16 protein-coding genes and 1 tRNA gene are annotated in these 12,100 nt (G+C 60.3%); 11 read left to right on the plus strand and 6 right to left on the minus strand.

All coding sequences use genetic code 11. From position 1 onward, the window contains the following. Positions 1–520: 520 nt before the first annotated feature. Positions 521–1,351 carry a 16S rRNA (cytidine(1402)-2'-O)-methyltransferase gene (gene rsmI, locus JJE47_08975; protein MBK5267554.1) on the plus strand — a complete coding sequence of 277 codons (831 nt, stop codon included), beginning with the start codon at positions 521–523 and terminating at the stop codon, positions 1,349–1,351. A gap of 9 nt (positions 1,352–1,360) precedes the next feature. Here rsmI and JJE47_08980 read toward each other — a convergent pair whose 3' ends face one another. Continuing rightward, complete coding sequence (locus tag JJE47_08980; protein MBK5267555.1) at positions 1,361–1,597, minus strand: AbrB/MazE/SpoVT family DNA-binding domain-containing protein; 237 nt, start codon at positions 1,595–1,597, stop codon at positions 1,361–1,363. A 125-nt stretch (positions 1,598–1,722) separates the two neighbouring features. Between JJE47_08980 and JJE47_08985 the strand changes: the two genes are divergently transcribed. From JJE47_08985 to JJE47_09010, 6 genes are all read left to right on the plus strand, one after another. Continuing rightward, positions 1,723–2,472: a TatD family hydrolase gene (locus JJE47_08985; protein MBK5267556.1), complete on the plus strand. Its 750-nt coding sequence runs from the start codon at positions 1,723–1,725 to the stop codon at positions 2,470–2,472. Beyond that, a complete protein-coding gene (gene rsmA, locus JJE47_08990) occupies positions 2,469–3,299 on the plus strand; it encodes a ribosomal RNA small subunit methyltransferase A (protein MBK5267557.1) in 831 nt (276 codons plus the stop codon). The genes JJE47_08985 and rsmA overlap by 4 nt, the downstream gene beginning before the upstream one ends. Then, a complete protein-coding gene (locus JJE47_08995; protein MBK5267558.1) occupies positions 3,296–4,192 on the plus strand; it encodes a hypothetical protein in 897 nt (298 codons plus the stop codon). The genes rsmA and JJE47_08995 overlap by 4 nt, the downstream gene beginning before the upstream one ends. A gap of 16 nt (positions 4,193–4,208) precedes the next feature. Beyond that, positions 4,209–4,283: transfer RNA gene (locus JJE47_09000), tRNA-Gln, on the plus strand. A gap of 16 nt (positions 4,284–4,299) precedes the next feature. Then, positions 4,300–5,691, plus strand: a complete 1,392-nt coding sequence (gene glmU / locus JJE47_09005; GenBank protein MBK5267559.1) for a bifunctional UDP-N-acetylglucosamine diphosphorylase/glucosamine-1-phosphate N-acetyltransferase GlmU — start codon at positions 4,300–4,302, stop codon at positions 5,689–5,691. 26 nt (positions 5,692–5,717) lie between these two features. Next, positions 5,718–6,662, plus strand: coding sequence for a ribose-phosphate diphosphokinase (locus JJE47_09010; protein MBK5267560.1), 945 nt, complete (start codon positions 5,718–5,720; stop codon positions 6,660–6,662). 27 nt (positions 6,663–6,689) lie between these two features. Here JJE47_09010 and JJE47_09015 read toward each other — a convergent pair whose 3' ends face one another. Together JJE47_09015 and JJE47_09020 are read right to left on the minus strand one after the other, a co-directional pair. Next, a complete protein-coding gene (locus tag JJE47_09015) occupies positions 6,690–7,436 on the minus strand; it encodes a hypothetical protein (protein MBK5267561.1) in 747 nt (248 codons plus the stop codon). Between the two features lie 9 nt (positions 7,437–7,445). Beyond that, the gene (locus tag JJE47_09020; GenBank protein MBK5267562.1) at positions 7,446–8,291 is read right to left on the minus strand and encodes a hypothetical protein; all 846 of its coding nucleotides are present in this window, start codon (positions 8,289–8,291) and stop codon (positions 7,446–7,448) included. 115 nt (positions 8,292–8,406) lie between these two features. Between JJE47_09020 and JJE47_09025 the strand changes: the two genes are divergently transcribed. Next, positions 8,407–8,628, plus strand: a complete 222-nt coding sequence (locus tag JJE47_09025; GenBank protein ID MBK5267563.1) for a DUF3107 family protein — start codon at positions 8,407–8,409, stop codon at positions 8,626–8,628. 72 nt (positions 8,629–8,700) lie between these two features. Here the strand turns inward: JJE47_09025 and JJE47_09030 are convergent, their stop codons facing one another. Further along, complete coding sequence (locus tag JJE47_09030; GenBank protein MBK5267564.1) at positions 8,701–8,961, minus strand: WhiB family transcriptional regulator; 261 nt, start codon at positions 8,959–8,961, stop codon at positions 8,701–8,703. A 239-nt stretch (positions 8,962–9,200) separates the two neighbouring features. Here JJE47_09030 and JJE47_09035 point away from each other — a divergent pair, with 239 nt between their 5' ends. The 3 genes from JJE47_09035 to JJE47_09045 are packed head-to-tail and all read left to right on the plus strand — an operon-like array spanning position 9,201 to position 11,192. After that, complete coding sequence (locus JJE47_09035; protein ID MBK5267565.1) at positions 9,201–9,839, plus strand: hypothetical protein; 639 nt, start codon at positions 9,201–9,203, stop codon at positions 9,837–9,839. Further along, on the plus strand, positions 9,829–10,287 hold the full coding sequence (locus tag JJE47_09040; protein ID MBK5267566.1) for a GatB/YqeY domain-containing protein: 459 nt from the start codon (positions 9,829–9,831) through the stop codon (positions 10,285–10,287). Before JJE47_09035 ends, JJE47_09040 begins: the two co-directional genes overlap by 11 nt. After that, complete coding sequence (locus tag JJE47_09045) at positions 10,284–11,192, plus strand: hypothetical protein (protein MBK5267567.1); 909 nt, start codon at positions 10,284–10,286, stop codon at positions 11,190–11,192. Before JJE47_09040 ends, JJE47_09045 begins: the two co-directional genes overlap by 4 nt. Here JJE47_09045 and JJE47_09050 read toward each other — a convergent pair. Together JJE47_09050 and JJE47_09055 are read right to left on the minus strand one after the other, a co-directional pair. Next, a complete protein-coding gene (locus JJE47_09050) occupies positions 11,182–11,460 on the minus strand; it encodes a hypothetical protein (protein MBK5267568.1) in 279 nt (92 codons plus the stop codon). The two genes, JJE47_09045 and JJE47_09050, sit on opposite strands and share 11 nt — an antisense overlap. A gap of 212 nt (positions 11,461–11,672) precedes the next feature. Further along, positions 11,673–12,083, minus strand: coding sequence for a hypothetical protein (locus JJE47_09055; protein ID MBK5267569.1), 411 nt, complete (start codon positions 12,081–12,083; stop codon positions 11,673–11,675). Between the last annotated feature and the right edge of the window lie 17 nt (positions 12,084–12,100).

Raw genomic sequence — 12,100 nt, forward strand, 5'->3', positions numbered from 1 at the left:
GTCGGCGTTTATTGATGCCCAGGTTCCCTCGAGTGCCTCGGCCACCGTTGGCTGGGTCGATGGCCACGTCGCAGTGGTTGTGTCGCCAGATCAGGTGGCGATGTCTACTTTGGTTCGAGCACTCGGAGTCCAGACGGGCAAGTAGCCGTTCGGTTCGGCTGCGCCTTCTCACGGCACCGCCGATGCGATATGGTCGTGTCGTGTATGAGTTCGTTGCCGAAGGCTGGTCATCGGGACCGGTGGTCGAAGCCACTTCGTTCTGGAGTCGGTGGCGGGGAGTGCGAGGAGCGCCCCCGGGGGTGGGTGTTCTGATAAGCGGCCGGTCGGTCCATGGCGTCGGGTTGAAAGAATCGCTTCTCGTCGTCGCTCTTGACAGACAGGATCGTGTTCTCCTGGTCGGCCGCCTGAATCCGGGTCGATTGGTTTCCTGTTGGGGTGCCGCGCGGATGTTGGAACTGTCGATCTCGACTGCCACCCTTCCGATAGGGACGTCGTTGCTGAGGCTGCCTATTGTGAGGTGATGCCGGGAACCCTTATCGTCTGTTCGACTCCCATTGGCAACCTCGGTGACATGTCCGAACGGTTGATCGCCGCCCTCAGACAGGCAGACATCGTTTATGCAGAGGACACAAGGCGAACGGCCAAGCTCCTGGCGGCCGTGGGCTCTTCGGTGCCGGTGCGGTCCTATTTCCTTGGGAATGAACGGCAACGTGCGGCCGAGTTAGGCGAACGCCTAACCAAGGGTGACACCGTGGCGCTTGTGTCAGATGCCGGCACCCCGGTCGTTTCTGACCCCGGCCTGTCGGCAGTCCGGGCCGCCGAACAAGCCGGAGCCACCATCACGATGGTGCCCGGCCCGAGTGCAGTCACCGCCATTCTGGCGGTGTCCGGCATGAGTGGGGACCGGTTTGTGTTCGAGGGATTTCTGCCTCGCAAGGGTGATGAGCGTACACAACGGCTATCCGACATCGCCGGTGAGCAACGGACCGTGGTGTTCTTCACCAGTGGAACCCGCCTGTATGGCGATCTCCAGGGTATTGCGGAACTATCTGATTCAAAAAGGCAGGTGGTAATCGGCAGGGAGCTCACCAAACTTCATGAGCAAATCTGGCGCGGGACGCTTGGCGAAGCCGTTGTCGAGTGGAACCTCGAGGCTCGTGGCGAGATCACGGTTGCGTTGGCCGGGGCGAGCACCGAAGCAGGCTCAATGGATGACGCGGTTCGAGATGCCCTGAGACTCATCGATAGCGGCATGGCCATGTCTGAAGCGGTCAAGACGACCGCCCGGCACCATCATCTGAAACGGTCTGATGTGTATGACGCCGTGTTGGGCGGGCGGAAAGCCCCCTAGCCGGATGGGCTAGGCGCGCAGTTCGCTTCGGCAGGTGGCGCACAGGCCCTTTTCCTTGAAGGGCGACACGTCGTCGGTCGATCCACAGAAGGTGCAGGTCGACTCGAGCTTGCGAAGAATGATGGAATCGCCTTCGACCGAGATGGCCAGTTGGTCGCCTTCCTGGATGCTGAAAAGGCGCCGGGTTTCTGCTGGTACAACAATCCGGCCCAAATCGTCGATCTTGCGAACCATGCCCGTGTTCATGTCATCCTCCAGGTGAATATGTTCTCAGCTCACCCTATATTTTCCCTGGCGGCTGACGTATTCATTGTAACCGACACGGTGACGAATCAGTAGAGAACCATCCACGACGCAGTAGCCTCGCGACCGTGCATGGACCCTGGGTAGACACACACTGTCATCTCCAATTGGACGATCGTCCAACGGACGAACTGTTGGCGCGAGCCGAACCGCACCTCGCCTGGCTGGTCGCCCCGGGCATCGACGCCGAATCTTCGGAACGTTCTGTCGAGTTGGCGAGCCGGTATCGGGCGGTGGTTGCTACCGCTGGTCTCCATCCCCATGATGCGGCGCGCTGGGAGGCCGAACGTGAGCGGATCGAGGCACTGATCCCCCTGGTTTCAGCCGTCGGAGAAACCGGGCTGGATTTCTACCGGAATCTCGCCCCGGTGGAGGATCAGAGGCGATCTTTTCTCGATCAGATCGACCTGGCGCTCGGGGCAGATTTGCCGGTCATCGTGCACTGTCGGGACGCCTTTTCCGATATCTATGAGATCTTGTTCAACTCTCCGGTGCGGGCCATCCTGCATTGCTGGACCGGCGGCCCCAGATGGACCAAACGTTTTCTTGAGATCGAAACAGTCACGTTTTCGTACGCCGGACCGGTCGCCTTTGAGACCGGAGATACCGTCCGGATGGGAGCTGCTTTGGTCCCGCCCGATCGATGCCTTGTCGAAACCGACACGCCCTATCTGGCTCCGCCTCCTCATCGTCAGGAACAGAATGAACCTGCCTTTGTGCGTTATGTCGGTGCCGCGCTTGGCGATGTCTGGGGTATTTCTGTTGATGAAGTCGCCGCTGTCACTGCCAACAACGCAGCCAGGGTCTTTGGACGATGACCGGTAATTCACACGTGCGCGGTCAAACCAGAGCTGAAATCGACGCCCTGCTCGCCAAATACGGCCTGACGCCCCGACATGCGCTCGGTCAGCACTTTCTGGCCGATCCCAACATTGTGGAGAGGATCGTGCGCGCAGCAGGCGTTGGACCGGCCGACCGGGTTGTCGAGATTGGGGCTGGAACCGGAACGCTCACCCGCGCTCTGGTCGCCACGGGTGCCCGGGTGGTTGCCTATGAACTTGATGAAGGGCTCGGTCGGGTTCTGGCGGAGGTTCTTGAGGGTTTCGAAGTCGACATCAGATTCGGAAACGCTCTCGATATCGATTTTGACGAAGCTCTGGTTGGTGATCAGTGGCACCTGATCGCCAACTTGCCATACAACGTTGGAACTCCGCTCGTGCTGAACGTGCTCCAGGAGTATGCGTCCATTGGAAAACTGTCTGTCATGCTTCAGAGCGAGGTGGTCGACCGATTCTTGGCCGACCCTGGCAGCTCTGACTACGGTGTTCCATCGGTAATCGTCGGGCTTCATGCCCGACTGGTGGCGACATTCTCGGTCCCGCCTCAGGTATTCGTTCCCCCGCCCGCGGTCGACAGTGCGGTCGTTGTGCTTGAGCGCATTCCCGCTCATCCGTTGGCCACACAGGCCATCGCTCTCGCCAAAGCAGCCTTCGGGCAGCGGAGGAAGATGCTTCGAAAATCTCTCAGTGGCGAGTTCTCAAACCCTTCGGCGATTCTGGAAACTGCCGGAATCGATCCCACTCGTCGAGCTGAAACGGTTTCGCCGGACGAATACCTTCGGTTGGCTGAGGTGGCCGGAACGTGATCACCACCGAGGCACCAGCGAAGGTGAATTTGTCGCTGCGGGTCGCCGCGGTAGATCGATCCGGGTTCCATCGACTCCAGTCGCGGGTGCAAATGGTCGACTGGCATGATTATCTGGCTATCGAATGGTGGGAGGAGGACTTGCTGGAAATCATCGGCTTACCCACCCCGCCGGAGGGAAGCGTCGACCTCCCGACCGGAAAAGACAATCTGGTATGGAAGTCCGCGGCAGCCTTTTGGGTCGGCGACCCGGGAAAACGTCGTCCCGTTCGTGTAGCCCTCGAAAAGCACATTCCGGTTGCAGCCGGTCTGGCGGGCGGGTCGGCTGATGCGGCTGCGATGGCGGTAGGCCTCGCCGCCCTAACGGGCCGACCAGTCGATTTTGCCCGATTAATCGAAGTCGGCTCTGATATTGCCTTCTCCCTGTCTGGCGGGTCGGCGCTCATGGAGGGCTACGGCGAGGCGCTTTCTCCCGTCCCGATGCCGGATGATTTCACCTTGGTGTTGGCGGTCCCTCCGATTGAGCTTTCGACGCCCGCGGTATATCAGCGATGGGATGACCTCGACGGTCCGGCGGGGGTGCCGCTTCCCGGGAGATCCGTGCCTCCATCGCTACGGGATTTAGAGGTGATGAACGATTTGTATCCCGCCGCGGTGTCGATCGTCCCTGACCTGGCTGACTATCGATCCCAACTCATGGCCGCCTGGGGCCGGCCCGTCGCCATGTCGGGAAGCGGCCCAACGTTATTTGCTTTCTTTGCCGACCTTGAAGAAGCCACCGGGGCCGCATCGGTGGTCTCGGGAATGCGGGCGATCCGAGCGACGATCCCGGTTGACCACGGGGCGCGAGTACGGCCGCAGGAGCGTGATTACAATGATCCTGTCCGCCACTGAATGGCGTACCCCTCGGTGGGAGGTGGTGTAATTGGCAGCACTACGGGTTTTGATCCCGTCAGTACGGGTTCGAGTCCTGTCCTCCCAGCCAGAATAGGAAGGTACTAATGGCCGTAAAGGCTGTGATTATGGCTGCCGGCCAGGGCACCCGAATGAAGTCGGAGCTGCCGAAGGTGCTGCACCTTCTGGCTGGCCGCCCGATGATTCAATGGGTGGTGGAAGCCGCCAGGGGGGTCGGGGTCGATCAGATTATGGTGGTCGTGGGATTCGGTGCCGAAGCCGTTGCCTCTGCCCTGCCTGACGATGTCGACACTTGTCTGCAGTCCGAGCAACTGGGAACTGGCCACGCCGTCCAGATCGCCATCGAGGCGCTGGGTGATGTCTCATCCCACACGGTTTTGGTCCTGTCGGGGGACACTCCGCTTCTCCAGAGCGATGCGCTCAAGGCGCTCGTCGAGTCGAACGGCCCTGACCGGCCGGCGGCCGCCCTCCTTACGGCCGAGGTCCCCGATCCGTACGGGTATGGCAGGGTGTTGCGCGATGAGCAGGGTCAGGTGGTCGGTATCGTCGAACACAAAGATGCCACCGCGGGCCAGTTGGCAATCAACGAGATAAATGCCGGCATTTACGCCTTCGATGGGGCGCGACTTATCGAAGGTCTCAGAAGTCTCACGAATGACAATTCCCAAAACGAGTACTACCTGACCGATGTGATCGGGTACTTCGCCAATCAAGGCTTGGCGATGTTGGGAGTGAAAACCGACATCGGTGAAGTGGCCGGCGTCAACTCTCAAGCTCACCTGGCCGACGCCAGTGCTGTGATGCGTCGGCGAATTGCCGTCGACTGGATGGAACACGGAGTTTGGATCCAAGACCTCAATCTGGTGTTCATCTCGGCTGACACGGTCATCGAACCTGGCGCCCAGCTTTATGCCGGAGTCCAACTGCAGGGGGTTTGCCATGTCGGTGCTGGGGCTCAGGTCGGACCAGATGTGTTTGCGGTCGACAGTCGGATCGGGCCCCGCTCGGTCGTGACCTACTCCGTGATCCGGGATTCGGCCGTGGGTGCCGACGTTCGGGTGGGTCCCTATGCCTCGCTTCGATCCGGAGTGGTCCTGGAGGCAGGGTCCAAGGTTGGAACGTTCGTGGAAATGAAAAACGCCAGTCTTGGGGAAGGAGCCACGGTTGCCCACCTCTCGTACATGGGGGACGCCAGCATCGGGCCCGATACGAACATTGGAGCCGGTGCGATTACCTGTAATTATGACGGGGTCGACAAACATCGGACCGAAATCGGCGCCAGGGTGCTGATCGGTTCCGACACGATGCTCGTGGCGCCGGTGACCGTGGGAGATGATGCGATGACCGGAGCCGGATCCACGATCAGCCGAAATGTTTCCGCCCGCGCCCTGGCCGTCGGCAGGGCTGCACAACGCGAAATCGCTGGCTACGCTGACCGCATCGACAAGCGGCGTAAAGCAAAAGAGGAGCGTTCCTAGTGGAGGTCGTATCTCGAAAACGACTGATGCTGTTCAGTGGCGGATCGAACGAGGCACTGGCTCACGAGGTTGCTGAAGCCCTCGGCGTGAAGATGGGTCAGCTTGAGCGGTCGACGTTCGCAAATGGTGAGATCTACGCCCGCCCCTCTGAGTCGGTGCGCGGGGCCGACTGTTTCCTCATCCAGAGCCATACCGATCCGATCAACTTCTACATCATGGAGCAGCTGATCGCCATTGATGCACTCAAGCGGGCGTCGGCTCGCAAGATTACGGCCGTGATTCCGTACTTCGGCTACTCCAGGGCAGACAAGAAGGTACGTCCGCGCGAGGCCATCACGGCTCGACTGATGGCCGACTTGTTCTTGACTGCGGGCGCCGATCGGATGGTGTCGATTGATCTGCATACCGGTCAGATCCAGGGTTTCAGTGATCAGCCGTTTGACGCCTTGACCGCCATGCCTCTCTTTACGGACTATTTGTCGTCAACGGTTGATTCGCCGATGACGGTTGTGTCCCCGGACGCCGGCGGTGTGAAGCGGGCGGAACGGTATGCGCGTCATCTCGGGGCCTATGTCGCCTTCATTCACAAGCGCCGGGAAGCCGACAGGCACAATGAGTCCTCGGCCAAGGCGGTCATTGGTGAGGTGAAGGGCCGGCATGCGGTGATTGTGGATGACATCATTGACACGGCCGGTACCGTGTGCAACGCGGCAGAACTGCTCATGGAGAAGGGTGCACTCAGCGTCACGGTTGCGGCCACCCATGGGATTCTGTCTGACCCGGCCATCGATCGTATCAAGAACGCTCCCATTCGCGAGCTTGTTATCACGAATTCATTGCCACTGCGGGCCGACGCCCAGCACCTTGAACAGATCAAGGTGCTTTCGATCGCCCCGATTGTGGCGGAGGCACTTGAGGCGATCTTCATGGAATCCTCCGTGTCCAAGCTGTTCCTCGGCGAGAACGTCTGATACTCGCTCGCTCAATCGTGTAGCCGTCTACGAGTTCGGAACGACGATCCACGAGCCCCCGACGTCGATCACTCGCAGTCGATACGCCAGGTCAATGGGATGTCCCAAACGATCGATCGCCCGCACCCCTATTCGGCTGATCGTTCCGCTTTCATCGGTCGTCGAAGCTATTCCTGTGATCTCGACCGACCGGTACGGTGTCGGATCAGGTCGTTTGGCGTCGTAGCTTCCGGGGGTGCCCGTCAGGAGCCAGTCGAGGTAGTTATGTATGGCGTTTGTGACAGGTGAGTCGGTCGCCGCCGGTAGTGGGACCGGATTGGACATGACCGAGGCTGGACCGGCTACCTCGGCCGGGCCGCCGACGACGAGCCACCCGCTCTCGTGCTGTCTGAGCTCGATCTCGAAAAAGTGCATGCCGGTCGGTGTGTAGCCGTCGTCGGTCAAGCCGAGGAGGTCGGCGGCCAGGGTAACCACCCATACATCGCCCCGTTGAATTGCGGACACCGGCCCCATAAAAGCTACATAGCGATCCCTCGTCGAACCGACCATTTCACGGAGGGCCATCTCGGCTATTCCTGCCGCAGGTGTCGATAACTGGTGGTCAGTCGTCATCCTGGCGACCGATACCCCTGCGAGTCCTGCGGTGATGGCCAGAACCAGGCCGGCCGCCACCCGTCTGATGCGGTGCCCACCCGCCGCCGGGGGGTCGAGCATCGGTACGTTGGCGATCTCCTCAAGGTCGATCGGTTGAGGGAAATGAATCGCCGTTGGCACGGATTCTGCCTACCCGTCCACCGGTGGGAGGACGATCACTTCGCCTGGAAAGATCATGTCCGGATTCTTCGAGGTCAGGCTGGCGCGGTTCAGGCCGACAACCTGAACCCAGTAGCGGGCGATCTCACGATCGGACAACGGAGCCTCTGGATGAGATGCGGCGAGGTGGTGGGTGGCGATGCTCCAGAGGCTGTCGCCGTCGATCACCTGGTATTCGGTGGCTGCGGCCTTCGTGACGGGTGGGTTTGGCTCGATCTCGGTCGTTTGTAGGTCGGTGGCCCTTGCAGGCATCTGAGTTCGATCGACGAGTCGTGGGGTGGCCACCGACGGCCGCGTCGGCTTCGGAACCGTCACGGTCGCCCCGGGAGGGAGAATCAGTCCGTTGTCAGTGACCGAAATGACCGCCCCATTGGCCTCCCGGTCGGTGTTCTTTTCTGGGGCTTTCCGGTCGGCGCCATCGACTTGAATGACGGGTCCCGCCGGGGCATCGTGATTGAAATGTACGGACGGGGAAAGCATGACGCTCGAGGGGGCAATCGTTACGGTGGCCATGGTGAGCGCCACTGCTCGTCGGGCGGCGTTTCTCACCACAGGCAGCGTTCCCCACTCAACCGATCTGACCAGATTGGGGAGATCGGAAATGAGTCCGACGCTGTAGGTGGTGCTGGACAGCAGGAGCCAGTAGGCGAGCGCCAGCGCAAGGTATCGGCCCGCAGCCATGACGACCTGATCCGGGGGAGTGAAACGGACCCATACATCGAAGTCTGACCAGTCGACCGGGAACAGGCGGGCCGACCGATGGAGGAACCAGATGAGTGCCGACTCCGACACGAACCAACCAAACAAACGTTGCATATCGTTAGCAATCGTAAATCTACCTCGACCCGGTGTCAACTCTAAATATCGTTATATATCGCTAAAGTGAGGCGGTTGGTCAGCTACGATAGGGCCATCGAACAAGGAGTATCGGATGCGCGTTCGCATCACTATGAGCCGCAGTCCTCGCGAGGTCGAGATCGATATCGAGGATCTGGCCGGCTTCAAGGTCGAAGTCTCAAAGCTATTCGCAGACGAAAAAGAGATCTGGTGGGTGACCGATATCAAGGGCAAAGAACTCGGGCTGCCTGTCGAGAACATTGGACACATCGAGATTGACACCACAGAACGTGAGCGTCAGGTCGGCTTCGCCTAATCGACACGGCCGTCCACAACGAAAGCGGGGTCCCGACTCGGGACCCCGCTTCTGTTAGAACGTAGGTGGAAGTTAGTTGTTGCGGCGGCGACGCTCGGCGAGCCAGCGCTTCCGAAGCCGGCGACGCTCATCTTCGGCGAATCCGCCCCAGATGCCACCCTCCTGGTTGGTCTGAAGCGCATACTGCAGGCAGGACTCCTGGACGGAGCACTGTGAGCAGATGACTTTTGCGTCGTTGATCATCTCCACGGCAGGGCCGGTGGTTCCGATGGGGAAAAAGAGGTTTGGTTCTGAATCGCGACAAAGCGCAAGGTCGCGCCAGTCGGAGACGATTGTCGTATCTGGATCGGGTGTTACGAGCACTGGGGGATTCCTTCAGTAGATTGGTGCCAAGTGGTGTTAGGCCAGTGCCACACGAGGAGGTCTCTCGGGCGAGCACGTGATTTGTTTCACAAGCTAGGCGATGGTAAGCATGTGGTGCGTCAAAAACAAGGGATATTTTGATATTTTCTTCACAAATACCTAGGGCGGCCGGTCATCGGGGTTGGCCAACTCGCTTTCCTGACAATACATTGGCGGGTTTTCAAGCCGCCGCCGAGGTGGTGTCCCTGGTGGAACTCGACGTCCGTCGAAGCGCTGATGGTGAATTGGTCCTGTCTCACGATCCCTCGATTGGTGGTCTGGTAGTCGCCGAAACCGGCTGGGCTGATCTTCGGGCGGTTGACGTCGGAAGGGGGCATCATCCGATACGCCTGGATGATCTCATGGGACAGGTGCCTGGCCTGGCTCTGGACATTGAGATCAAGAACTGGCCGCTCCAGCCGGGATTCGAGCCCGATGGAGAAACGGCGCTGCGGGTGGCAGAAATGGCCCGGCCATCGGACTTCCTTAGTTGTTTCTATTGGGTGACGATGGACCAGGTCAAAGCCCGGTTTCCTTCGGTCCACACTGGCCTGCTCGTCGACGAGGGGGGTTCCTTTGGCGATGCGATCGCCCACGCTCGTGCCGTGGGGCACGAAATCGTGGCGCCGCACTGGAGCCTGGTGAACGGACCGGTTCCCGATGATCTCTCGATCTCGGTGTGGACGATGAATGATCCTGACCTCGTTACCATCTTGGCGGAATGGGGAGTCGACGCCATTATCACGGATGATCCCGGACTTATAGCTGAGGCGCTTGAGCGCGTCAGCGGAGGTGAAGATGTCAATTGAACAAGAGCTGAATGACGAATTGAAAGATGCCATGCGGAACAAGGACCAGGCTCGTCTGGCTGCGATTCGAGGCGTCAAGTCAGATATGGGAAAGCGGTTGTCCGAACCCGGTGCCACGGGCGATGCAGATGATGCGATGTGGGTCGAAGTCATAGCCGGGTTCGTGAAGCGGAACCAGAAAGCCAAAGCTGAATACGACGGGCTCGGAGAGCGAGGCGCCGAGTTCTCGGCCAAATTGGCGCGGGAGTCCGAGTATTTGAGTCGATGGCTGCCCACAAAGCTCGATGAGACCGCCACTCGGCTGATCGTTGACGAAGCCATTGTCGCTGCCGGCGCCGTCGGCCCGGCCGACGCAGGGAAGGTAATGGGCCTCATCATGGCCAATCACAAGGACGACGTAGACGGGTCCCTGGTGAACCGCCTGGTTCGCGCCGCATTGGCCGAGTGATCTATGAGCCGATGCTGGCCGCGCCCTGGCCGGCGGCATTTGACGATCCGCGCTGGGGGTTTGAACTCAAGTGGGATGGCGTGCGAGCTCTCGCTTATTCGGACGGCCGCCGGTTGCGGTTGCGTAGCCGGAACGGCAACGATCTGTCCGAGAGGTATCCGTCGCTGGCGGCGATTCAGCTACGCCCGGGCGTCATCGATGGAGAGGTCGTGGTCGTTGACGGCGATGGTCGTCCGTCCTTCGAGAAGCTTGCCCGAATTGGGCGTGAGCATCACGATGTTCAGTTCGTCGCCTTTGACTTACTCGAATGGGAAGGCGATTCCGTAATAACCCTTCCGTTGCTCGGGCGGAGGGAACTCCTGGCAGAGTTCACGGAAGATACCCCGATAACTGTGAACGATCTCACGCCGACCGATGGGGTAAATCTGTTCTCGGCCATCGAGGCATCCGGGCTGGAAGGTATGGTCGCAAAGAGACTGTCCTCTGGATATGAACCCGGCAGAAGGAGCGGAGCCTGGCGAAAAATCCTGAACCTCACGACCGTTCGCTGCCTCGTGGGCGGTTACAGCCCCTCCGAAGTTGGTGAGCCGTTTTCGGCTCTTCTATTGGGGCTGCTCGTCGGGGATCGGTTGCGGTACATCGGCAGGGTCGGATCCGGCTTCTCAAACGAGGATCGAAGACACATCCGATCGGCGCTCGATGACATGGCTGGCCCTGATCCTTTCATCGCCGACCCGGACATACCCGAAGGAGGCTTCTGTGTTCCGCAACTTGTCGCTCATGTCCGGTTCCGCATGTGGACCGATGCCGGTCGGTTGCGGGGGCCGGTCTTCAAGGGTTTCGGATCAGAGCCCGTTGAGTCCGTGACTTGGGAAGCCGAAGGTCCGGGGTCCGTCAGCGTTTGAGTTCGCGAACGAGCAACTCGGCGACGTAGGTCGACCGATCGAGATTCAAGGCTTTGACGCGCTCGTCGAGAACCTTGAGGTCCTCTTTGAGGATGTTCAAGGGAATCTGGGTGCGGCCCGATCCTGCCCGACGGCGGCTTCCGGTAGCACTCGGCCGATCCCGACTCTTGATCAGTTCGTCTTCGACCTCGTCGGCGTGCGCAACGAACGCCGACTGAATGATGTCGAGGTAGATCCGCTGCTCGGTGTCAGCCGTTGAGCGGAGCATCAAGGCCACCTGGGTGGGCAAGGACAGGGTGACTCGTTGTTTGGCTGCAGGTTTGGGCTTGGTCGGAGGCGAGCTGCTTGCAGTGTTCGCGCTTCCTTCGGGGCGAGGGGGAGGTGGCACGGACAACAACTCGGGGCGCGGGACGGTCACCGGTCGACTGACGGGCCGAGGGGGGGACTGCACCCCGAATCCGCTCAAGTCGCGTTGCCTGGTCAACGCCCCACCCGCGAATGAAGATCGCCAAGCGAGAGCAGCAATTCGGTGGTTAGCTTGGCGTAGTCCTCGGCGAGGCCTCCCGCAGCTGAGGAGTATTGCGGAGCGGCGTTACCGGATCGTGACATGCGGATACGTTCCGCAATGGAAACCCGCTCGTGACTTTCGACGGCCTTGGCTTGATACTCGTGGGCAAGCAGACCGTTCTTCCGCATGTCGTAGGCGGCTCGCTCCGCGCGTCGGATGATGGATTTGATGACGGGTGCCACGCCGCCGAGTTCGGCATTGAGTTGAGCGCGAACCTCGCGACGGATGGCAGTGCCGGCCGTTGAGAAATCGAACAAAGCGACGCCGAGTAGTTGAAGCGCCGGATTGACGGTCGCCTTGGCCGAGGCAAACTGGCGAGCCATGAGCTCGAGTCCATCGA

The sequence above is a fragment of the Acidimicrobiia bacterium genome, assembly GCA_016650365.1.
Classification (GTDB): domain Bacteria; phylum Actinomycetota; class Acidimicrobiia; order Spongiisociales; family JAENVV01; genus JAENVV01.